The organism is Microcoleus sp. C2D2 (assembly GCF_036702495.1).
In the GTDB taxonomy this organism is placed as follows: Bacteria; Cyanobacteriota; Cyanobacteriia; order Cyanobacteriales; family Microcoleaceae; genus Microcoleus.
In genome coordinates, this window is the sequence record NZ_JAUBTO010000023.1 from 25,746 (window position 1) to 47,779 (window position 22,034).

The following is a 22,034-nucleotide window of genomic DNA, read 5'->3' on the forward strand; positions in this document are numbered from 1 at the left end:
CGGATCTTTCGCAACCCTTGATTTGCCGTAATTACCAGCAGTTTAGATAGAAACTCTAACACATGGAAGCTTTTGCTCCACATCCTCCTGAATGGACTGCGACGGCGGTTCACGCTAATGAGTTTTGCTGTCCCAAGTGCGGCGCTAGCTGTACGGATGCCGCTGAGGTCTGGATTAATCGCCGATCGCCAGTATACACCGAGTTCAACCGCCGCAAGTGGCAAGAATTTTACCGCTGCCAGTGCGACGGCGTGTGGTGGGCCTGGAGTAACGATAGGCCTCCTTCTGAACTGGTGCGTCGCGATGAAAGATCCGATGAGGGCCCCGATGATGATTTTTAGAACGGTGACAGAATTTTCGATTTTATAGAAGAAGGAAGAAGGAAGAAGGAAGAAGGAAGAAGCGGTAATAGCAATGGTTTCAGCGATTAAGAATGTCCTCACCGTCTTGGCGGTTGCTATATTTAAAATTAGGGTAAGGTGCGCGGCCCGGCGCACCCTACATTTAGATAGGTGAGGGCCACTTCTAAACTAATCGAGCACGTCAAGTATTCCCTTGACTACGCCTTCCATGACTCTTTCAATTAAGCTCAATTCATTTTCGCCGATCGACTCATTTAAAAGCATTGACTTAATTCGCTGTCTGTCATCGCGAGTAAGTTCGCCTGACGAAAATATCCGCTCTACTATTTGTTCAGTTAGAAATGAGTAAGTTTGACTTTGCATGGTTGGTCTCTAAAACCATCAATATTTTGTTTTTAACTTTATTAGAAAAGCCAGTTATTTTGTGGGTTTTTGCCGTCCCAGCCAATCAGTGTTCCAATCATAGGACTCTAGGGGCATTTTGTCAAGACACCGGCTGCAGATAAATATAAAATCTGCATTGTATTTCCGACATTCTGGCAACGGCTGGTTTTGGAGGGCGATCGACTGATGCCCTGTGCCTGCAAGCTCGATCGACCTCCGGCGGTGGCGGTGTTCGATCGACCTTTTTAAGTTTATTGGCACTTGGGCGGAACATTACTGCTCAAAAAAAATCAAAACTACAATAGATTTAAATTGGTAATCGGGAATTGGCTTTTCTGACTTCCCTCTTCTTTCCGGCTAATGACTAATGACTAATGACTAATATAGCCTTTCTCAGTAACATGAGGTAGCCGACGTGCATAGGGCATAGGGCATAGGGCATAGGGCATAGGCCTCCGTGGGCATAGGCCTCCGCGGGCATACCTCACCACGCGATCGAACCGCTATAACTAAGGACTAATGACTAATAACTAATAACTAAGGACTAATGACTAATAACTAATGACTAATGACTAATAACTAATGACCTATTTTCGTTCGGCTCTAATTTTGACATTAGGTTTGTGGCTGCTACCCCTAGCAGTTCGAGCGCAACCTGTCGTTCCTGCAAATGACGGCACTAATACTGTTGTTAAGTCCGAGCAAAACCGCACAGACATTAGTGGCGGACAACTGTCAGGAAACGGGGCAAATCTGTTTCACAGCTTCAGCCAATTTAATCTCAGCGAAGGTCAAATTGCTAATTTTCTAACTAATCCCAATATTCAAAATATTTTAGGGCGAATTTCCGGCGGCGATGTTTCCGTCATTAACGGTCTGATTTCTGTAAGCGGCGGCAACTCGAATTTATTCTTAATGAATCCGGCGGGAATTGTCTTCGGTCAAAATGCTAGATTAAACGTGCCGGGGTCTTTTTTCGCGACAACGGCTACAGGTATGGGTTTCGGCGACGGCTGGTTTAATTCGACCGGAATTAATGATTACAAAGCTTTAGTGGGAAATCCCAATCAATTTAATTTTAATAACTCACAAGTCGGTGCAATTGTCAATGCGGGAAACTTGGCAGTTGGCAGCGGGCAAAGTTTAACTTTGCTCGGTGGCACCGTTATTAATACAGGACAATTATCCGCTCCAAGCGGCCAAATTACAGTGGCTGCTGTTCCGGGAGAAAAGACAGTCCGGGTCAGTCAAACGGGTAACTTATTGAGTTTAGAAATAACTCCGCCTTTGCAGTCAGAACAATCGGCGATCGCCCCGGTTTCTTTGCCTCAGTTGCTGACGGGCTCCGGCGCAGCGTCAGCCACAGGTTTAACGACTAACGAACAAGGTCAATTGGTACTCACTGGCGGCCAAACAGTGCCGGCAGTTGCCGGAAGTGCGATCGTCTCGGGTTCTGTCAACGTATTTGCTTTTTCTGGCATTGCGGGCGGCACAGTTAATATTTTAGGTGAAAAAGTAGGACTCTTCGGCGCAAATATCAATGCGAACGGGACCGACGGCGGAGGTACTGTGCGTGTCGGAGGCGGTTGGCGGGGGATGGAAACCGTGCCAAACGCACTGGTAACATACGTTAGTCCTGATTCTACGATCGCAGCAAACGCGATCGACCGCGGCAATGGCGGCACTGCGGTAATTTGGTCAGACAATACAACTCGCTTCTTGGGCAATATTACTGCTCGCGGGGGCACAGCAGCAGGTAACGGCGGAAGAGTAGAAGTTTCCGGCAAAAATGCTTTAACTTTCCAAGGAGAGGTCGATACCCGCGCGACTAACGGTGCGATCGGCAATTTGTGGCTCGATCCGGCAAATATTACGATCGTCAGCGGTAACGGATCCACCAGCGCGCGATCGACTGGCGGGGAACTTCAATCAGCACCAGAAGCCCAGGAAACATCGATCTCAGAAGTGCAGTTGGAACAGATGACGGCCGGTAGCAACGTGGTTCTAGATACCCCCGGCAACCTCACCCTCCAAAACTTGCCCGATAACAAACTTTCCCTGCAAGCGAGAACCGGAGACACCGTAACATTTAGAGCGGGCCGAGTGTTTTATGTCAATGACCCCAAGGACTCAATCGAGACTCAAGGTGGCAACATCAACATTTTCGCCAGCAGCATCTCTCTGGGCGGACTTAATGCCAACGGCGGCAATATCGCTCTGACTGCTAACGGCATAGACTTGAGAGGCGGCAGCAATTCCGCAAGCAGTGCGGGGGGAACAATTCGCTTGCAGCCCAACGACAGCCGACGAATTCGGATCGGTGGCACCGGCGATATTTTGGGCATTTTGGACTTGACGGCAACGGATCTCGGCGCTTTGGCGGGGGATTTTGGTTCGATCGCGATCGGGCGCGAAAACGGTAGCACCTCGTCGATCGCGATCGTCGCACCCATTACCTTCAACAGCCCGCTGACACTTCAAGCCAGCTCGATCGCGATCGACAATCCCCTCAACACAACCGGCAGCGCTAGCTTGACTCTCGACGCGCCCCAAACTGCTCTCGGCGCCAACATTGCGACATCCGGCGCCGATCTCACTTTTACAGGAAACGCATCCCTCAATGCTGACGTGGCTTTGATCGCAGAAGCTAGGGGCAACATTCTGTTCTCCGGTAGCCTAGACGGATCTCGGGCCCTGAGACTAGACGCTGGGCGAGTGCACTTCGGCGGTACAGTCGGTCAAGCTGCACCGCTGGCGAGTTTGACTGTCAACGCCGGCAGTAGCGAGGTTTCGGGCAATATTGCGACATCGGGCGACATGACTTTCAACACGGCCGTCACAGTCAATCGCAGCGCCGCCCTAGCCGCCGCTACCGGCAATATCGCTTTTGCCAATACCCTCGACAGCACCCCGGGCCGAGCAAATAATTTGACGCTGGGCGCTGGCGGCAACATTACTTTTGGCGGCAGAGTCGGTCAAAATCAGAGGTTGGGCCTGCTCTCGGCTGACGCTGCTAACGTGACGGCTGCTTCCACAATAGCAGCGCGCAGTTTGAGCGTTAACGCCCGAGATGCCGCTCGCTTCGGGGGGGACAGCACCGCGACTTTGGGAGCCGATATCGAGGCAAGAAATGTCCTCTTAGAAGGTAATTTAAGGACGGATGGCGGCAGCGTGAACCTGCAAGCAAGCCGCGAGGTTCGGACGGGCAATATTACCTCGAACGGTGGGAGCATTCTGGTTGAGGGAAATACTGTTGCTGCAGGTGCGATCGACTCGTCGGCGGCGGGAACATCCGGCGCGATCGCTCTCAAAAGCAATGCCGGCCCTTTAACTGCGGGAGCTTTGAACGCTTCGGGAGCGATCGGCGGAAATATTGCCCTTACTTCGAGAGCGGGGATTTCGGCTCTCGATGTCAACTCCAGCAGCACTTCAAACGGAAACGGCGGGGACGTCTCCCTGAGCGCGACTGGTAACATTCAGTTGGGTTTTATCAACGCTAGAGGCGGCACTGGCGGCACTGGCGGCAGCGTTGATGTGACAACCCTCGGTTTGTTTCGATCGAACAATGTTTTCAATGATGATATATCGGGCAATATTTCCAGTATTTCTACGAACGGAGGTGCGGGGGCGGGGGCGATCGCAATTCGCCACGGAGGCGGTATCTATCGACCGTTTATAGTTGGCGGCGCGATCGACAATGGAACCGCAGGAAGCATTAATGCTGGCGCGGGAAACGCCATTTTGCCCAGTTTTTCCTTTGGGGAAACTTACGCCCAGGGAAGTTTACCAAATCAAATTTCCCTAATTACACCGGGCGCGCCAAGAGTTCCTGCACCAATTCCCGAACCAATTCCCGAACCAATTCCCGAACCAATTCCCGAACCAATTCCCGAACCAATTCCCGAACCGCCTCTAGTGCCCGTAAATCCCGATCCTGCGCCGTCACTTCCTGCATCTTTGCAACTAGAATTGAACTCGCCAACTCGAGACAAAAATTCCCCCATTAGCCTGGGTATTTTCGCTACTTCTGGCAGCTCAGATCCGGCAGGTTCGGGAGTTTTAGAATTTGAGAAAACCTTTAGTCGCGAGTATGAAAAATATCTCGAATTTCCCGCCAAAACCGCGATTACTAATATATCGGTAATTTACGAAACTCTTCGCAAAAACGAAGAAATTACCGGGGTACAATCGGCAATTATTTATATGAACTGGGTCAGCAGCTCGGATGCAGCCGCCGCCAAAGAAAATGGTTCTGTGCTGGTGGCAAGTGCCGATTTATCTAATCTATTGCCTGTGAGAAAAAAACTCAACTCCGGGCCCCCTCGCCCCTTAGAAGATAAGTTGGGGGAGAGGTTGTCGCCGCAGGGCAAGGAAATTTCCGATGTTCCTAACGGGGAGCATTTAGAATTAGTGTTAGTCACAGCTAACGCTCAACCGATACGCGTTTTAGTTTCGGCGACAACGCGGTGGCAGGTGTTGCAATTGGCTGACGCCTTGCAAACCGAAATAACTAATCCCAGAAGAAGAAGCAGCATTAGTTATTTGGATTCGGCTCAAAAACTTTATCGCTGGTTAATTGCGCCAATTGCCGCAGAATTGGCAGCTTTAAATATTGACAATTTAATTGTAATTCCGGCAGCAGGTTTGCGGAGTGTGCCCTTTGCGGCCCTTCACGATGGTAAACAATTTTTAGTTGAGAAATACAGCCTTAGCGTGATGCCGAGTCTGAGTTTGACTGATATTCGCTACGACAATATTGCGGATGATGAAATTTTGGCAATGGGGGCGTCGGTATTTGAAGATAAAGAACCATTACCAGCGGTACCGGTGGAGTTAGAGTCGATCGCGCCGCCCTCAGAAGGAAAATCATTTTTGAATCAAGATTTTACACTCGGGAATTTGCAAGCTCAGCGGGCAAATCGGCATTTTGGAATCATTCACTTAGCAACTCACAGCGAATTCCAGCCAGGGGAACCGAAAAATTCTTACATTCAGTTGTGGGATACTAAATTGCGCATAGATCAAATGCGGCAGTTGCGGTGGAATGAACCGCCGGTGAATCTGTTAGTTTTAAGCGCGTGCAGTACCGCTTTGGGCGACGAAGAGGCGGAGTTGGGGTTTGCGGGTTTGGCGGTAGCTAGCGGTGCTAAATCGGCTTTGGCGAGTTTGTGGGAAGTCAGCGATGAGGGGACTTTGGGGCTGATGACGGAGTTTTACCGACAGTTGCGGATGCCGAGACGTGAGGGCAATTTGATGACTAAAGCCGAGGCTTTGCGGCGGGCACAATTGCAGATGCTGCGGGGGCGCGTGCGGATTCAAGACGGGAAGTTGCGAGTCGAAGGGCTATCTGTGATTCTAACTTTGCCTCCGGAAATTGCAGCGCGGGGCGATCGAGTGCTTTTGCATCCTTATTATTGGGCCGCCTTTACAATGATTGGCAATCCTTGGTAATGGGGATTTTGAAGGAATAAGGAAAAAACAGCTATCTTACTATCCGTGACTTCCGTATCGTGCTGTTGGCAAGGGGTATTGGGTAATTCGTAATATCATCTAGGCGTGAATTTAACTATCTTCCCTCTGCCAATGCCGCCAAACTTCTTGATGACATACGTGCCAAAAATACATGGCTAAATTCAGAAGAGCTAATAATTTAGTGCCATCTTCTAATATCTCGTGTGCTCCTTCACTTGGCAAGGGTAAAAAATCCGCAAACCGCGAGATAGCCAACAATAGGAATGCTGTGACTAATGACAGGTAAGGAGTGGTTTTGATGGATCGCCAAAACTTAACTCCGTAAAGGAAAACAGCACTACCATAACACAAATAAATTAATTTCGTAGATATTCCCAAAGTAGAAAAAATCAAAGTCATCCGAAACCTGTCATCCAGGAAAAAAACTCCCAGTAGTAAAGCACTAAAAAATAAGAATATCCCCGATCGACTGCGTGGATATTTCTGGCGCAACACTCCGAAAGTAAATGCACAAATTGCGACTGGGATGCACCACAGGACTTCTGAAACTCCGGTTAAAATGCCTTCGTAAGGGAACACGAAATTAAAAGGATCCCTAAACAAACGTGCAACTCCGTCTCCCTGGTTGTTGAGTTTGCCGTATACGCTCAGCCCGCCCAAAATCAGAACAGTCAGAGTGTTGAAAGCAGCTAAAAACGGTACACTAAAAAAGTGTTTTTTGAAAGCTTCTAAAAAATTTGAAAATCGGGGAAGGTGAGCGACTAAAGGTAGATTCTTCATAAAAAATGTCTCTAAGCAATAGAGATCGTTACTTATTCAGCGGCAGCCAAACCACAAATGTAGTGCCGCGATCGGTTGGATATAAATGAGTTTCGAGAGAGGGCAGCCATTCAGGATTGACTGGGGAAAATACTTCTATTTCTCCTTGCATTTGGCGGACTAAATCGCGGGCGATCGCCAAACCCAATCCTGTGCCGGGAATTTCTGTCTGCGCTTTTTCTCCCCGGTAGTGCCGCTCAAATAAATGCTCTAAATCCTGGGGAGGAATGCCGGCACCTGTGTCGCTGACTGCAACTGCTATCGCAGGCAATTGGCTGTATCCTGCCCGATCGCCCTCCGCTGCTTTGTACCTGACTTTAATATAAATTTGGCAGCCGGCAGGGGTATATTTCAAAGCATTGTCAATTAAATTGCTCAAAACTTCGCGCAAAGCTCGATCGTTCGCTGAGACTGGCGGCAAATCCGCCTCCAGGTCGGCTAGCAATTTCAGATGTCTTTCAGATGCGATCGCCTCGGCGGAAATTAACAGCGGTTTTAAGACTTCTGCCACAAAACAGGATTCCTGCAAATTGGCAGCCGGTGATAGCGACAGAGGAGAATGCCGGATTGATTCCACATTGGACCTGGCTTTTTCTGAAGTGCCCGATGGCAGTTTGAGATGTGCTTCGCCGGTGTCAACAGTTCGATCGAACTGGCCGAGCAACTCTTCTAGCCGATCGCTTTCTCGGACAATACTAAAAGCCACATTGCGGTTTTTGTCTTCGGGTACCAGCCGCCGCGCTAACAGCTTGCCAAAAGTTCGCAACGCTGTCAGCGGACTTTTGAACTGATGCAGCAAATTGTGCATCGTGTCGTAAACCTGAGCCTGGATTTGCCGACTCGAACCCAATTCTTTGTGCATCCACTGCGATCGCTGGTCTAAAATGCAGGCTAGGGTTAAGGTGCGAGCAATTTGTTGCATCTGAGCCTCCTCTGGCTCGTTCCAAGCCCTGTCTTGCCGACCGCACACCAGGAGTCCCATGATAGCTCCCTCGTGTATCAGAGGCGTCACAATTTGCCGGCGCTGCTGCCACACGTTCTCCGGGCCTTGGCACTGATGGGAACTGCCCTCATTACCCTCAAGCGCCTCGGGTGCGATCGCCCCCACCGTTGATTCTTCCACAGGAAGAACCGGCGGCGCCAGCAGTCGCGGCACCGGTTTCACTGTCGAGCTTTCGCAAGATTGCAACCTCAACCCCTGATTTTCTTCCGATTCGACTGAGATTTCTGGGTAAACCGCGATCGGCACCAACTTTGCTTCGCTGCCTTCTACCAGCTCTTGTGTCAGGTATACCGCGCTGAATGTCGCGCCCAAACTGACGGCGATCGCCACCTGCGATCGGCAAAGCTTGACAAATTCTGAACTTGCTGGCATTAACATGAGCGCCACATTAAGATATCTAACGAAATTCTAAGTAAATTACAACCGATCGGCAGCCTTTTACAGATGAGAGACTTCTAGATTTCAGGTATCTTCGCTGTGATAGAAGGTCGCTATGTTAAAGGCATGGGGCTTTAATGAACCAAAATTGCCCGGAATCCGGGTGCGGTCGGCTTCCACAGCTCCCGGATTCTTGGCTCTTGCCGGAACTTGCCGCCGGCGATACCACAACCGCTACACTTTTGTCGATCGGCACCAATGTTAAGATTATGTCGATATATTAAAAACAGTTGAACTTTTGAGCGAGAACGGATATACTGACCTCGGATTTGGTAGCTATCATTACAACCTGTCTGCTCATACTGTCTGCTCACAGAGGAGGTAAAGAAATTGGCCAGGAGACGCAAACGCAAGAGTCGCCGCCGACAAGAAGGACGAAGAATTTTAGAGTGTGTGCCTCAATATAGCATCGAGAGCGGCGAAGATAAACCCGTAACAGCGGCTCGCAAGTTCATCCATGCCGAAGGCATTGCTCCCCCAGCTTTGCTGTTAGTCAAGCGTAACGAGCATACCACTGACAGATACTTCTGGGCTGAAAAAGGTTTATTTGGAGCCCAATACGTAGAAGAGAACCATTTCTTGTTTCCCAGCTTAAAGGTGATGTTGGAAGCTACCACAGAAAAAATTCCTGTGGTGTCAGCCAGCCGCGCATAGCTCAAAATGTTGAGCTCAAAACATTGACAGCAATGTTTTTCTAACTCTTTTAACAAAAGCGCTAGAGTTCTCATTGTCTGGAGAGTGCCAACTGAAATTTCTGCGAAAAGTCCTTAGGAATTAGGGTATAAGGAGCCATCGCAACAGGCTCGATCGCTGCCGCGGGCGATCGCCACAATTGGCACTTTCACGATAATGGTTTTTTTTGCCTGTTTTGTCACTCAAACAAACAGCCAACGAGAGAGCGGCTCTTTAGTCATCGGTTTGTCAGCTCGAAGTCTAAGTACGGCATCTAGCATATCAAAAAACGTTCCGTGCCAAACTTTTAATCAAGCGGTTTCAAATCTAAAGCTTTTTGCATGGCTGCTAGTTCATCGCGGTGAGCTCTGACAGTAACAAAGCTCTTGGTTTGGCTTCCCGACTCAGCAACTGATTCGAGTTTGAGCGAGACTTGCTCAGAGCGTCCAGCTTTTTTCCAGTAAAATACCCCCGCCAGCGGCGACAGCAGTACCAAAGCTAGGAAAACTTGACCCTGCTGGGGAACTAGCATTCCCAAGACCAGTCCCAAGCACAGAGCGCCGCCTGCACTCAGCAGAGTTAAAAAAATAGCTAGAAACCAACTAGGCCTGACAAAACCCTCAAACGTGACTTTATAGTTGGGGGCATCGACGGCTGCAACTCGGTAAGCCCTAGAAGCAAAATACTCTTGTAGCTGGGTTAACAGTGACTCTTGGGCGCTCTCGGAAGCAAGCTTGACTTGTTCGATTCTATCTTTGACCGAGGCCTTGATGAAGAAAAACAAGCCAACAGCCAGCAGCAGCGTCAGCACAAAGGTTGAAGGAAGAACAGCAGTATCCATCGGTAGAAGTTTGTGTAATTGAAACGATCTACTATTACTTTACAGAACTTTACATACGAAAGCGATCGAGGACTTACGCAGACACTTTTTTACCAAAATTCGCAGAAAGCTTTGTAGCAAAGCGTTTTTCTCCCCATCACCAAATTCCCCTATCTCTACCTCGTCGCTAATTCTCAAGTGACCGTGCGTAAGTCCTGACGAGCCGTGTAGATGCTTTAATGGCTGTGCGGCGATCGAGCAAAGCGAAGGCAATCGGGCAAATCGCTTTGCAAGTAGCGCCAGCTTCTCTTGGGTTTAGGCATCCGATTCAAACTCGGTTAACCCGTCTGACCAGTTTCTAAGGCGCGGGGCCGACGCCCTGACGCGCCGTTTCCCTGACCGATGTACTCGTGCCAGAGACGAGCCAGGTCTTGAGCTTGGTGCCGCCACTCAGGGAGGATTTGATACATCCGGCGGGGGCGGCCGCGTCCTTCTACTTTTTTCCAGTAACCGGTGATTACGGCTTCATCCTCGAGGAATTTCAGAGCGCTGTAGAGCACGGTATCAGAAAGTCGGTAGATGGGGAATTCCCTCTCTAGTTGTCCGATGAGTTCTGTACCGTAGGAATCTCCGCGCAATAACACCGAGAGAATGTAGCACACTGCTAGTTCCTTGTTTAGATAAACAGGAGGGGGGTCTTGAAAAAATTGATAGATATGTTCAAACTTCATCTGTCTTGTCCGCTGGAAACTCTCGTGATACCGTCAGGTTAACGGGAGAGGAAAGCGGGGCGGGGGATGCCGCTTCCTAAGGATTAAGTGGGACACCGAGGAAACAGAGGTGCAGTATTTCCCCAGTGAATGTTGATCGCCCCAAACGCTTGTCCTGCACTTCGGTAATGTTTGCCTGCCCCAAGGTTGAGGATCACTGGCCTAACTAGCGCAATTTTTTTCCTCTTCCAATCTATCGCAGCGACTATTGCCAAGTGTGCGATCGCCTACAAAATTTGGCAGTTACTTCCGGAGTTGGTGTTTTAACTGAAAATTAAAAATTCGCAACTTCCCGGAGCCCTTTGTCGGCCTCATCTCTGCGCTCTAGCTTGTCTGAGAGAGCAGTTGATGTTTGCGCTCAAGCGCAGGCTTTAAACCAAACTCAGACCTAACATGGCGCGCAGTGTAAAAGTTAGAAAGACAAAAGTCGCTACGATCGAACTAATCAGGGCGATCGCAGTTGCCGGTCGATCGAGCAGGGGTCTGAGTCGCTCGAACAGGAAAAAGAAAATTCCCAGGCATATCGTAATGAAAAAGCGGGGGTAGCGAGAGACGTTATTAATAAAATCTTGCATGAGCTTGGTGGGGTAAAGTGTCACAGCTCGATCTTTGACTGGTAACACTTGTGAGCGAGTTAGACAATTTTGGCACAGCCGGAGCTAAATCTGCCGATCGGGCGATCGGGCATTTTTGCCTAGGCTTAGCTGACATATATAATTCTAACGAAAACTTTTCGCCGCTCGATCGGGCACTGTCTGTTTAATGCCACCCGACCTCCGGTAACAACTTCAGAAGTATTTCTATTGAGTTCTAGTTGTGATAGATATTATAGGGCCGTTATTTCTAGATAAATGTCTGCTTCCGCACCTTCTTTCGTCTTGCCACGTCCCTTTCTGAAATGGGCTGGAGGTAAAACTAGGTTGATTGGACAATATCAACCTTATTTCCCTGAAAAGTTCACCACTTACTACGAGCCTTTTTTGGGCGGCGGAGCCGTATTTTTTTACTTAGCACAACAGCACCCTTCTTTGCAAGCTATTTTAACAGATATTAATCCTGAGTTGATTAATGCCTATTGCTGTGTCAGGGATAAAGTTGAGGAGCTAATTGAGCTTTTGTTCGAGCACCAGTCAGAACACAGGAAGGACAATAAAGAGTATTATTACTGGGTGCGATCGCGCTCCTACAAAAAAGATACAGAAAAAGCAGCACGCCTAATTTACCTAAATAAAACTTGTTACAACGGCCTCTACAGAGAAAACTCAAAAGGTGAATTTAATGTTCCGATAGGTCGATACAAAAATCCTAACATTTGTCAACCAGAGTTATTGCGATCTGTCTCATCTTTACTCGCGCGCGCTCAAATTGAAGTGAGAAAGTTCGATGAAATTTTGGATTTTGCTACTAGCCGCGAAGACTTTGTTTATTTTGACCCGCCTTATTATCCTATCAGTGCCACGAGTAACTTTACGGCTTACAACCGGGATAATTTTCCAGAATCAGAACAGCTTAAACTGAGAGATATTTTTGCCGAACTTCCAGAACGCGGCGTGAAAGTTATGCTGTCTAATTCTAACTGCGATTTCATCCATAAAATCTACAGCGATAGTCACGCTTTTCCCATAAATTCTCTTCCCCAATTAATAGAAATATCAGCATCTAGGGGAATTAATTCTAATAGTGGCAAGCGCGGCAAAGTCAAGGAATTATTAATATGTTCATTTTAATCAACAGTTAAGCAGATTTTGTACGGGCAACCGCGGGGGTTGCCCCGCAGGCGGCCTCCTTGCGTAAAGGGAGGATATCAATGAGAGTAAAAAGCGTTTTTGAGGAGGAGTGCGAGGGTGCAATTAGCATTTCTCCGATCTCGCTTTGAGGAAAGCGCTGGAAAGCGCTGCGGTGTGAAAGCTCTGACCGAAAGCATCCAGGATACAAGCCCCCGGATTCATCCGTCCAGAAATAAAAAACCTGTATCCGATGAAACTTGCCCCCCGAATTTATCCGTGGGGTCAATGCTTCAATTCTTTAATCTAAAATCTCAAATCTAAAATCGATTGACCGAAAGCATCCAGGATACAAGCCCCCGGATTCATCCGTCCAGAAATAAAAAACCTGTATCCGATGAAACTTGCCCCCCGAATTTATCCGTGGGGTCAATGCTTCAATCTCAAATCTAAAATCTAAAATCTAAAATCACTTGACTCTCCAGTGAACTGGAGACTTTACAATGGAGTTAATTCATTTATTGAGCAGAGTAGTTTCTGCTGAGGTTCAAACTATGACTTTACAGCTAAAAGTTCCTAAGATGGCTTGTTCTGCTTGTGCGAATACAATAACAAAAGCAGTCCAAGCCATTGACTCAGCCGCTGGTGTTGAGGCGGATATCAAGACCAAATTGGTCAGGATTCAAACCGCTAAGTCGGAAAGTGAAGTTAGGAAAGCGATCGCATCTGCTGGCTATCCAGCAAGTCAATTTTAGATTTTAGATTTTAGATTTTAGATTTACTTGCAGCTTTGAATCTGGGAGATTTAACAAGAGTCTAAAATTTTTGATTCTCCACGACAGGAGTACGTCGCACATTATCCGTATTTAGGCGAGGTCAATCGATTTTAGATTTTAGATTTTAGATTAAAGAATTGAAGCATTGACCCCACGGATAAATTCGGGGGCAAGTTTATCGGATACAGGTTTTTTATTTCTGGGTCCTGAGTCTGCGAAGGAATGAATCCGGGGGCTTGTATCCTGGATGCTTTCGGTCATGTGAAGGCAGAAGGTAAATTTATAACTTAGGAGGGCATCTATGGACAATCTCACACTTAAATTGCGGGGCATGAGTTGTGCTTCTTGTGCTTCCTCTGTCGAACAAGCAATTGAATCGGTTCCCGGCGTAATTGAGTGTCATGTAAATTTTGGGATGGAACAAGCAACCATCCAATACGACTCCAAGCAAACCAACTTAGAAACAATTCAATCGGCTGTTGATGCTGCGGGATACCAAGCTTTGCCGCTTCAAGAAATGGCGGCGGCAGAGGATGATTCCGAACAAGCCGATCGCAAATCGGAATCTCAAACCTTGCAGCGGAAACTCTGGACGGCAGGTATCATAAGCATCCTGCTAGTTGTGGGCGCTATTCCAGCCATGACCGGCTTGCATCTGCCATTTATTCCCGCATGGCTGCACAATTTTTGGTTGCAATTAGTGCTGACCTCACCCGTACAATTTTGGTGCGGAAGATCGTTTTATGTGGGAGCTTGGAAATCCCTAAAACGGCGCGTAGCAACAATGGATACCCTGATTGCTTTGGGTACGAGTGCTGCTTACTTTTATTCTGTATTTGTGACATTTTTTCCCGGTTTATTGACAACCCAAGGTTTGACTCCTAGCGTTTACTACGAAGTAGCCGCCAGCGTGATCGCCTTAATTTTGTTGGGGAAAACCCTAGAAAATCGGGCGAAGGGAGAGACTTCCGAAGCCATTCGCAAACTCATGGGTTTGCAAGCAAAAACTGCTCGGATAGTTCGCAACGGGGAAGAGTTGGAAGTGCCTATCGCCCAAGTGGAAATTGGCGACATCGTGCAGGTGCGGCCGGGCGAGCAAATCCCCGTAGATGGAGATGTTATTGAAGGCTCTTCCACAGTAGACGAAGCAATGGTTACAGGAGAAAGTTTGCCCGTTAAAAAGCAGCTTGGCGACGAAGTTATCGGAGCCACAATTAACAAAACTGGCAGCTTCAAGTTTCGGGCGACAAGAGTTGGCAAAGATACATTTTTAGCTCAAATTGTCAAGATGGTGCAGGACGCACAGGGTTCAAAAGCACCGATTCAAAAGTTAGCAGACCAAGTGACTGGCTGGTTTGTTCCCGCAGTAATTGCCATCGCTTTAGCTACTTTTATTATCTGGTTTAACGCGACGGGAAACTTCACTCTAGCCACAGTGACAATGGTGGAAGTGCTGATTATTGCCTGTCCCTGCGCTTTGGGTTTAGCGACTCCGACTGCTGTGATGGTGGGAACTGGTAAAGGTGCAGAAAATGGGATTTTAATTAAAGGAGCCGAAAGTTTAGAATTGGCTCACAAAATCCAAATTATTGTGTTAGATAAAACTGGAACTCTCACAGAAGGCAAGCCGACGGTAACTGATTTTGTGACAGTTAGGGGAACGGCGAACAGCAATGAGTTAAAGTTGCTGCAATTGGCTGCGTCTGTCGAGCGCAATTCGGAGCATCCTTTGGGGGAAGCTATTGTGAGGTACGCTCAATCTCAAGAGGTTAATTTGACGGAGGTTAAGGATTTTGAGGCGATCGCCGGGAGTGGTGTTCGAGGGGTTGTAGGCGGAAAGTCGATCGCCCTGGGAACGCTGAGGTGGATGCAGGAACTAGGCTGCGATACTGAATATCTGGAACTGCGCGGCAGAGCTTTGGAAGCTGCGAGCAAAACGGTTGTTTGGATGGCTGTAGAAGGCAAAATAGAGGCAATTCTGGGCATTGCGGATGCTCTCAAACCATCGTCAGCGCAGGCGGTGAAAGCACTTCAAAAACTCGGTTTGGAGGTGGCGATGCTGACTGGAGATAATCGCGCGACTGCGGAGTCGATCGCCCAATCCGTGGGCATTACTCGCGTTTTTGCCGAAGTTAGACCCGACCAAAAAGCAGCTCAAATCCAAGCCCTGCAAGGGGAAGGAAAAATTGTCGCGATGGTGGGAGACGGGATTAACGATGCACCGGCTTTGGCCTTAGCAGACGTGGGAATTGCGATCGGCACCGGCACCGATGTGGCGATCGCAGCCAGCGACATTACCTTAATTTCTGGAGATTTGCAAGGCATAGTTACAGCAATTAAACTTTCCCGCGCCACCATGCGGAACATCCGCGAAAATTTGTTTTTTGCGTTTATTTACAACATCGCTGGAATACCGATCGCGGCGGGCATTTTGTTTCCCATTTTTGGCTGGCTGCTAAATCCAATTATCGCCGGTGCAGCAATGGCTTTCAGTTCAGTCTCTGTAGTTACTAATGCTTTGCGATTGCGAAATTTTCAAGCCAAATCTCGTGCATAAATTTGGAGGAATTAGAAAAATGTTACAGCCCAGTCAAATTTGGGGAAGTCTCGCGAGTTTAGGACTTGTGATGGGAATGGCATCGGGAGTTCAAGCTTCCGAAATGTCCGTCCAGCATTCTACTTCAACGACTCAATTCCGCAGCATTGAACAGCCACTAGGTTTAAAAGTTGGCGTCACAATAGGTGGTTTGACATTAATTGGTTTGGAATTGTGGTGGTTTTTGTTCAGTAAAGCTAAAGGGCAGCAAGCGGAATATATTCAGGGGATACAAGAGTTGACTATTACTGTAGACGGGGGTTATGAGCCTGCCACTGTAGTTGTGAAAGCAGGTCAATTAGTGAGGCTCAATTTCTTGAGGCGCGACCCCAATAGTTGTCTTGAAAAAGTGTTGTTACCAGATTTCCAAATTGTGCGAGAATTACCTCTAAATCAGGTAACTGCTGTTGAATTCACCCCTCAAAAACCTGGACGATACCTCTTTACTTGCGGCATGAATATGTTTAGGGGTGTGGTGGAAGTACAAAGCTAAATCACAAGCTGCGGCAATTGCGACGGTTGAGGCGCGAGTTTTTTCAGCAAGAAATCGCTAAAATAGATGAAAGCTTAAAAAATTTGGAGTGAGGTAAATGCAACTACTACACACGATGCTCCGAGTCGGCAACCTGGAAGAGTCCCTCAAATTTTACACTGAGGTTCTGGGCATGAAATTGCTGCGGCAAAAGGACTATCCAGATGGTAAATTTACTCTGGCTTTTGTGGGCTACGGCGACGAATCAGACACTACAGTTTTGGAATTAACATACAACTGGGGGGTCACAGAGTACAATTTGGGGGATGCTTACGGTCATATTGCGATCGGCGTTGACGACATTTACGGTACTTGCGAAGAAATTAAAGCCCGCAGCGGTAAAGTTATTCGGGAACCCGGGCCGATGAAGCACGGTTCAACTGTCATCGCTTTTGTGCAAGACCCAGATGGATATAAAGTTGAATTAATTCAACTGGGAAATCAAAACAGCAGCAGTCAGAAAGTAAGTGCGGCGACCGCATCCTAGAGTTCGTCCTGCTCGTCCTGGTATGGTGCGTCAGAAACAAACTTTTTGAGTTAGATTGAAACTCTTTCTCTGACGCACCGTACTGAGGGGATGCGAGGGGGTTTTCAACACTTTTAATTCGATCGCACCGACGGTACAAACTGCTGCAAGTAAATCTTTTTCCACAAACTAGAAAAACTGCTGCTTATTTCGCTTAAGCTCTCAAATTTAGGAATTAATTGAGATTTTCGGCGATTGTCTGAAGCAGCCATCGCCGAAAAGAATACAGCTAATACTAACAAAAATACCACCATCACACCAAATAAAATAGCCCAATAAAGTAGAACTTCGTTTGTCTCGGTGACCAGGAATATCGACTTAATCACTGAGTCCGAAAAATACAAAAACAGCCCTCCTGGAACCCCCACCGCGAACAATAGCCACATCCACTTAAACATATCTGTTGAAGTCTTGCTATTTTTGGAAATAGAAAGTTCTAACTCTCTAATTTGGCTGTTAATATTTGATGTGACTTCATACAAAGTATTCTGCAAAGAATCTTTGATAGAATTGAGTTCCTTGTCGAGGTTTATGCACTGCTCGGAGGTGCTTGTGTCAAAGCTCAGCTTTTGGAGTTTTTTGCTGTGCGCAGCCAGTTTAGTGCCTAGGGTATAATCCCATTTTTCCAGCATATCTACAGTCAAATACAAAAGTTCCTTATTAGCATTTAACAATCTCTGGCAATCTACGATCGATTTAACGAACTTGCTGAGATTGTTTATCTGCTCCTCTACAGTATTTTGGTATTGCCTTTGTTTAGCTGACAAGAAACTTGCGAGCTCGACCTCGCGATCGTCGCACAGCGACAAAGCCTCACCATACAAGTCGTCAATTTCCCTTTTCACGAGATACAGTGACGCTTTGCACTCCTCAATTTCGGGAAGAGTCAGACCTTCTAAGCGCTGATGTTTTACATTAAATTTATATACGATCGCTGTCATAATCAGCGCCGATTTTCCCTCAAGCTTGTCTTTGTAAGGTTCTAAAATAATTGCCGCTAGATTTTTGACTTTCGCTTCCGGGTGGTTCAGGAACTCAAAAATTTTGGCAAGTATTTTGGAGAATTCCAAGTCATTAAAATTATTTGCCGCAACTTCCAAAAAGTTTGTTACCGCTGCATCGTTTTCGGCCTGACCTTTGTACCGATCGCCCGTAAGTGCGATCGCAGCAAATACTCGCTCGATCCAAAACAGATATTCCTCGCAATCCATTGGCAGGCTCGGCAGCAGCCAGCTCGGGCCGTACATCCAAAAATCGAGACAATTCTCATATTCCTTACTGCTGTCATTTCTGCTGTTGTCGCCCAAAGCAAATTTGTTGCTTGCTAACACTTTAATTTGCTCTTCTACAACCTGCCGCTCAATTTCTCCTGCATTGATTGTGACATTTACAGCACCTTCCTTGCCTTGCCCTTGCCTTGCTTCATCCAACCAAATTGACTTAATACTAACAGCCACAGACCACCGAATTAAAGGAGTCGCTCCCCCTCGCACTTCCACTTCTAACGCCGCCAGCAGCTTTTTGCTAAAATCCTTTGCTCTCGCTGCTCTCTCACTTGATATCAGACCATCTCCCACCTTCCCAAATGCCTGAATTGCCAAAGCGCGAAACAGCAAATTCGGATGCGGTTTTCTGAAGGATATCGGTATGTTTCCCCTTAATATTCCGGTTTTCGGTACGCCCAAAACTTCAGCAAAAGGCTCGAGTCCGCACTGTTGCAGGATTCCTTCAACTATGTTTATTCTTTGCCAAGGTTGAGTATATTTACTGAGACTGAAGATTAGCGCTGAGCCACTGCATTCCATTGATTTAGGGATGCTGGTGCGATCGGGTTTCCATTGATTGCTCGTCATAATTTTTCGCTATGACAATTAGTAGATATTGACACCGCTGTTTGATTCTCAATGTAACTTTACATCTACTGCTGCTTTTTGTCAATATTAGTCTTGGACGCATAGGGAACTAGAAACCCGGTTTCACGAGTAAATTTCTCATGACTAAAGCGCTGATTTTCCCTCTCAACCGGGCTTAGCAAGGCAAATGTTCATCCCGAACTAAATATATATAATTTTGCAGTAATCGGTGAAATATCAAATTTTTACGTTGGGTCACGAAACCCAACCTACTATAATGATTTCTTTTTCGGAGCTTTTAAGATTTTGTCGCTCGCCATTTTGTCAATGATTAAATCACTGATAATTTGAGCTCCGTGGGAGGTAAAGTGCAAGCCATCATTATTTTTTACATAGCCTCGCTTACCCGATTTATCAGCAACTACAGTCACCAATTTTCCGGCTTGTGCAAAAGTGTCCCAAGTAGAAATAAATTCGAGTTTGGCTGAAGACTTGCTGGCATTTTTATAAATATCGTTCATGATGGGAAAAGCTTTGAGATACCAAGATTTGTTAGGTATCGATTGACCGACCCAATACACTTTTCTCACCGATGACGAATCAAGTAAATTGGCATATTTTTCTACTCTTTGTTGATAAGCTTTTTGCCATTCTTTAGTCATAATTACCCGAGATTTTCCTTGAAAATCAGTGATATCTTGAGGGTCATTTGCTCCGAACAAAACTATCACTACATCCGGCTGGTAATCATTAATAATTTGGCGAGTTCTCGCATACCAGTCATAATAATCTATCCGATTTAATCCGCTCGATACCTTGTAGTCAATTTTCGTATCGGCGATATTGTATTTTTGCTTGAGAGTGTACTGGAGTTTAATTCCTAAGTCGAACATTACGGAATCTCCAATAAATAAAAATTTTCGATAAGGTCTGGTCAGTTTGGGTTTAGCTGGGGTTGGTTTTTTAGCAGGCTTTTGGGGCAGGACGGCCGCTTTTGTTTCGGTTTTGACCGGAGGAACTTCGGATTTTTTGGAGGGGCTATCGAAGTTAATATCTTTAAGTTTGCTCCAAAAATCTTGTTCGGATTTCCTGAAACCCTCTATTTCGATCTGGCGCGCTGCTTGTTTGATTTCTGGACTGGCGAAAGGAGTTGAAGAAAAGCTTTTCAGAAATAATGATAAGTTTGAAAATATTAAAGTGAGAATTACAGAAGTAACTATCAGCAAAATTTCCCGGTCTTTCATATTTCTTAGAAATTAAAGTAAATAAAAGGCGGGACGGTACTCGGCCCCAACATCAAGATAGTATACACGAGCAGCGAAACTAAGACAACCCGAAAGAAAATGTTTTTTAATGACAATACGGTTTGCAATAGTTGGGCGATGCGATCGCCCCACAAGTTGAGCGCGCCAATGACGGCAATTACTAAATACAATTGCCAAAAGTTAAATTGAAAAGTGGCGACGGTAGGATGGACAATTCCTTGCAAAAAAATCACCGCAGTTTCCCAGTTGGGAGTGCCGAAAAATACCCAGCTACAAGTAACAAAACTAAAGGTTAACAGCCAACTGCAAAATTTAGCAAATCTGGGAAAGGCATAGTCTAATTTAAAGTGGATAGCTTGGGGGATATCTTTACATAAATGGTTGACAATTAATCCTAAACCGTGAATTGCTCCCCAGAAAATAAAGTTTAAACCTGCGCCGTGCCAAAATCCGCCGATAGCCATTGTTAAAAATAGATTTAGGTACTTCCTCAACTTGCCGTATCTGTTGCCCCCTAAGGGAAAGTAAACGTAATCCCTCAGCCACTCGGAAAGACTGATGTGCCACCTTTTCCAAAATTCTTGCAGGCCCAGCGATCGGTATGGCATATTAAAGTTGGCGATGGGTTTGAAACCCAGCAAACAGGAGATGCCGTTGGCTAAATCCGAATAGCCGCTGAAATCTACGTAAATTAAACAGGAATAGGAAATTGCCGCGAGGATTAAATCGATGCTGCTGTACTGCTGGGGAACTTTAAAGGGCAGTTGAGTGAAGTTAAACAAAAAGCTCGATAAAGTATATTTTTTGAAGAGTCCTGATAAAATCAAAACTATAACTTCTTCGATTTGATAGTCGTATTTTTTTGCGGAATTTAGCTGCGAGTAAAATTCGCGAGGTCGCGAGATTGGTCCGGAGGCAATTTGGGGAAAGTAGGTAATGTAGGCGGCGTAATCTACAAATTTCGGACAGGGGATTTTTTGCTGGTAGCAGTCGATTAAATGGGAAATCATTCTAAAAGTGTAGAACGACACACCGACGGGGGCGATTATTTGCAAAACTTGAAAGCTGGCTGGAATTTGTAGCTGGTTCAGTACCTCAAATAAAGAAGTTACAAAGAAGTTGCAATATTTAAAGATGCCGAGATTGGCAATGTTGAAAATTATCCCCGAGATTAAAGCAAGTTTTTTATATTTGCCGTTGCCGACCGCCCGGAGAATGATATAATTGTAGGCAGTACCTAAAACGAGCAGCAAGAGAAAGTCGAAACTCCAAAAGGAATAAAATAATAAACTGGAAAGTAGCAAGACAATTTTATACAAATCGACTTGGGGTTTCACAGAGACGATCGCGCTAAAAATAATTAGGAAAAATACTAGAAATTGGTAAGTGGGAAATAGCATAAATCTCAGCCGCTTAAAAATTTTGTTTCTGGCAATATTTTTATAAGTACGCGCAAGCGTTGCTATCTTGAAGGGAATCGCCCGCAAGGAGTCTGACCGCACCAACTTTCGGGGTGGATTGCCGACTTTAAGCTTTTGCAAGAGGTCAATTATGTCACAACTTTCTTTGGGTTAACCGTACTCAGAAATTCACAATCGTGTTTAAAGATTATGATGGTTATCAAGGAAATGGGGTCGAAAACCCTGTCCTTCTAGGACGGCTTTAATTTCTTAAATCCCTGAATAAAAATCAGGAAAGTTCTAGTATACTAGAGTAGTCAAGGTTAAACTCCTGCGCCATAGTGCATAAAAACAGTTAACGACACACTGTGAGGCGTAAACCGGGGGACAAAGAGCGGCGAAAACTCTATAAACAGCTAGGGGCTTAACACAGTTCCTTTAACCAGAGAAACAAACTATTTAGTCTTGTTAAGTAGGGTAGGGCATACCCGAACTCTAGGTAAATATCCTAGTACGCTTTTGGAGATAGACCCTAGGAGGGTGGCTGCGAATCAGGCTCGTTAATTGGTAGGATTTCTACGGTTAAAAAGTTTGAGTATTGCCGAAAGGACGCAACATTTTA

General features: G+C 46.4%; 19 protein-coding genes. 9 read left to right on the forward strand and 10 right to left on the reverse strand.

What is annotated here, in order from left to right:
• The first annotated feature begins 62 nt into the window (after positions 1-62).
• Positions 63-341, forward strand: a complete 279-nt coding sequence (locus tag QUB61_RS10335; protein ID WP_333130930.1) for a hypothetical protein — start codon at positions 63-65, stop codon at positions 339-341.
• Positions 342-530: 189 nt separating this feature from the next.
• Here QUB61_RS10335 and QUB61_RS10340 read toward each other — a convergent pair whose 3' ends face one another.
• Both QUB61_RS10340 and QUB61_RS10345 read right to left on the reverse strand, forming a co-directional pair.
• Positions 531-725 carry a hypothetical protein gene (locus QUB61_RS10340; protein ID WP_333130928.1) on the reverse strand — a complete coding sequence of 65 codons (195 nt, stop codon included), beginning with the start codon at positions 723-725 and terminating at the stop codon, positions 531-533.
• Positions 726-779: 54 nt separating this feature from the next.
• On the reverse strand, positions 780-1,007 hold the full coding sequence (locus QUB61_RS10345; RefSeq protein WP_333130926.1) for a hypothetical protein: 228 nt from the start codon (positions 1,005-1,007) through the stop codon (positions 780-782).
• Between the two features lie 321 nt (positions 1,008-1,328).
• Here QUB61_RS10345 and QUB61_RS10350 point away from each other — a divergent pair, with 321 nt between their 5' ends.
• On the forward strand, positions 1,329-6,197 hold the full coding sequence (locus QUB61_RS10350) for a CHAT domain-containing protein (protein ID WP_333130924.1): 4,869 nt from the start codon (positions 1,329-1,331) through the stop codon (positions 6,195-6,197).
• A 111-nt stretch (positions 6,198-6,308) separates the two neighbouring features.
• Here the strand turns inward: QUB61_RS10350 and QUB61_RS10355 are convergent, their stop codons facing one another.
• On the reverse strand, positions 6,309-6,998 hold the full coding sequence (locus QUB61_RS10355) for a hypothetical protein (RefSeq protein WP_333130922.1): 690 nt from the start codon (positions 6,996-6,998) through the stop codon (positions 6,309-6,311).
• 28 nt (positions 6,999-7,026) lie between these two features.
• A complete protein-coding gene (locus tag QUB61_RS10360; protein WP_333130920.1) occupies positions 7,027-8,412 on the reverse strand; it encodes an ATP-binding protein in 1,386 nt (461 codons plus the stop codon).
• A 396-nt stretch (positions 8,413-8,808) separates the two neighbouring features.
• On the opposite strand from QUB61_RS10360, the gene QUB61_RS10365 reads away from it, so the two are divergent.
• Positions 8,809-9,132: a DUF3155 domain-containing protein gene (locus QUB61_RS10365; protein ID WP_006635576.1), complete on the forward strand. Its 324-nt coding sequence runs from the start codon at positions 8,809-8,811 to the stop codon at positions 9,130-9,132.
• 325 nt (positions 9,133-9,457) lie between these two features.
• On the opposite strand, the gene QUB61_RS10370 is transcribed toward QUB61_RS10365, so the two are convergent.
• The 3 genes from QUB61_RS10370 to QUB61_RS10380 form a co-directional block, all read right to left on the reverse strand.
• On the reverse strand, positions 9,458-9,991 hold the full coding sequence (locus QUB61_RS10370; protein WP_333130918.1) for a cofactor assembly of complex C subunit B: 534 nt from the start codon (positions 9,989-9,991) through the stop codon (positions 9,458-9,460).
• A 317-nt stretch (positions 9,992-10,308) separates the two neighbouring features.
• On the reverse strand, positions 10,309-10,701 hold the full coding sequence (locus tag QUB61_RS10375) for a PadR family transcriptional regulator (RefSeq protein WP_190745100.1): 393 nt from the start codon (positions 10,699-10,701) through the stop codon (positions 10,309-10,311).
• 410 nt (positions 10,702-11,111) lie between these two features.
• Complete coding sequence (locus tag QUB61_RS10380) at positions 11,112-11,315, reverse strand: DUF751 family protein (protein WP_190745103.1); 204 nt, start codon at positions 11,313-11,315, stop codon at positions 11,112-11,114.
• Positions 11,316-11,365: 50 nt separating this feature from the next.
• Here QUB61_RS10380 and QUB61_RS10385 point away from each other — a divergent pair, with 50 nt between their 5' ends.
• From QUB61_RS10385 to gloA, 6 genes are all read left to right on the forward strand, one after another.
• Entirely contained in the window at positions 11,366-11,503 is a 138-nt protein-coding gene (locus QUB61_RS10385) for a hypothetical protein (protein WP_333130916.1), read from the forward strand.
• A gap of 88 nt (positions 11,504-11,591) precedes the next feature.
• Positions 11,592-12,467, forward strand: coding sequence for a DNA adenine methylase (locus QUB61_RS10390; protein ID WP_333130914.1), 876 nt, complete (start codon positions 11,592-11,594; stop codon positions 12,465-12,467).
• A 551-nt stretch (positions 12,468-13,018) separates the two neighbouring features.
• Entirely contained in the window at positions 13,019-13,219 is a 201-nt protein-coding gene (locus tag QUB61_RS10395; RefSeq protein ID WP_333129941.1) for a heavy-metal-associated domain-containing protein, read from the forward strand.
• Between the two features lie 322 nt (positions 13,220-13,541).
• Positions 13,542-15,797, forward strand: coding sequence for a heavy metal translocating P-type ATPase (locus QUB61_RS10400; protein WP_333129938.1), 2,256 nt, complete (start codon positions 13,542-13,544; stop codon positions 15,795-15,797).
• Positions 15,798-15,816: 19 nt separating this feature from the next.
• Positions 15,817-16,329 (forward strand): cupredoxin domain-containing protein, encoded by a 513-nt coding sequence (locus tag QUB61_RS10405; RefSeq protein WP_333129935.1) that lies wholly within the window; start codon positions 15,817-15,819, stop codon positions 16,327-16,329.
• Between the two features lie 97 nt (positions 16,330-16,426).
• Entirely contained in the window at positions 16,427-16,855 is a 429-nt protein-coding gene (gloA, locus tag QUB61_RS10410) for a lactoylglutathione lyase (protein ID WP_333129932.1), read from the forward strand.
• A gap of 113 nt (positions 16,856-16,968) precedes the next feature.
• Here gloA and QUB61_RS10415 read toward each other — a convergent pair whose 3' ends face one another.
• The 3 genes from QUB61_RS10415 to QUB61_RS10425 form a co-directional block, all read right to left on the reverse strand.
• The gene (locus QUB61_RS10415) at positions 16,969-18,747 is read right to left on the reverse strand and encodes a hypothetical protein (protein WP_333129930.1); all 1,779 of its coding nucleotides are present in this window, start codon (positions 18,745-18,747) and stop codon (positions 16,969-16,971) included.
• 272 nt (positions 18,748-19,019) lie between these two features.
• Positions 19,020-19,991: a DUF459 domain-containing protein gene (locus tag QUB61_RS10420; RefSeq protein ID WP_333129928.1), complete on the reverse strand. Its 972-nt coding sequence runs from the start codon at positions 19,989-19,991 to the stop codon at positions 19,020-19,022.
• A gap of 5 nt (positions 19,992-19,996) precedes the next feature.
• On the reverse strand, positions 19,997-21,412 hold the full coding sequence (locus QUB61_RS10425; RefSeq protein WP_333129926.1) for an MBOAT family O-acyltransferase: 1,416 nt from the start codon (positions 21,410-21,412) through the stop codon (positions 19,997-19,999).
• Positions 21,413-22,034: the final 622 nt, after the last annotated feature.

What these genes read in the sequence shown, in the direction of transcription:
- QUB61_RS10390 (WP_333130914.1), top strand. Translation starts at nt 11,592, where the DNA reads ATGTCTGCTTCCGCACCTTCTTTCGTCTTGCCACGTCCCTTTCTGAAA.
- QUB61_RS10400 (WP_333129938.1), top strand. Translation starts at nt 13,542, where the DNA reads ATGGACAATCTCACACTTAAATTGCGGGGCATGAGTTGTGCTTCTTGT.
- gloA (WP_333129932.1), top strand. Translation starts at nt 16,427, where the DNA reads ATGCAACTACTACACACGATGCTCCGAGTCGGCAACCTGGAAGAGTCC.
- QUB61_RS10375 (WP_190745100.1), bottom strand. Translation starts at nt 10,701, where the DNA reads ATGAAGTTTGAACATATCTATCAATTTTTTCAAGACCCCCCTCCTGTT.
- QUB61_RS10340 (WP_333130928.1), bottom strand. Translation starts at nt 725, where the DNA reads ATGCAAAGTCAAACTTACTCATTTCTAACTGAACAAATAGTAGAGCGG.
- QUB61_RS10405 (WP_333129935.1), top strand. Translation starts at nt 15,817, where the DNA reads ATGTTACAGCCCAGTCAAATTTGGGGAAGTCTCGCGAGTTTAGGACTT.
- QUB61_RS10370 (WP_333130918.1), bottom strand. Translation starts at nt 9,991, where the DNA reads ATGGATACTGCTGTTCTTCCTTCAACCTTTGTGCTGACGCTGCTGCTG.
- QUB61_RS10335 (WP_333130930.1), top strand. Translation starts at nt 63, where the DNA reads ATGGAAGCTTTTGCTCCACATCCTCCTGAATGGACTGCGACGGCGGTT.
- QUB61_RS10380 (WP_190745103.1), bottom strand. Translation starts at nt 11,315, where the DNA reads ATGCAAGATTTTATTAATAACGTCTCTCGCTACCCCCGCTTTTTCATT.
- QUB61_RS10360 (WP_333130920.1), bottom strand. Translation starts at nt 8,412, where the DNA reads ATGCCAGCAAGTTCAGAATTTGTCAAGCTTTGCCGATCGCAGGTGGCG.
- QUB61_RS10355 (WP_333130922.1), bottom strand. Translation starts at nt 6,998, where the DNA reads ATGAAGAATCTACCTTTAGTCGCTCACCTTCCCCGATTTTCAAATTTT.
- QUB61_RS10415 (WP_333129930.1), bottom strand. Translation starts at nt 18,747, where the DNA reads ATGACGAGCAATCAATGGAAACCCGATCGCACCAGCATCCCTAAATCA.
- QUB61_RS10420 (WP_333129928.1), bottom strand. Translation starts at nt 19,991, where the DNA reads ATGAAAGACCGGGAAATTTTGCTGATAGTTACTTCTGTAATTCTCACT.
- QUB61_RS10395 (WP_333129941.1), top strand. Translation starts at nt 13,019, where the DNA reads ATGACTTTACAGCTAAAAGTTCCTAAGATGGCTTGTTCTGCTTGTGCG.
- QUB61_RS10350 (WP_333130924.1), top strand. Translation starts at nt 1,329, where the DNA reads ATGACCTATTTTCGTTCGGCTCTAATTTTGACATTAGGTTTGTGGCTG.
- QUB61_RS10425 (WP_333129926.1), bottom strand. Translation starts at nt 21,412, where the DNA reads ATGCTATTTCCCACTTACCAATTTCTAGTATTTTTCCTAATTATTTTT.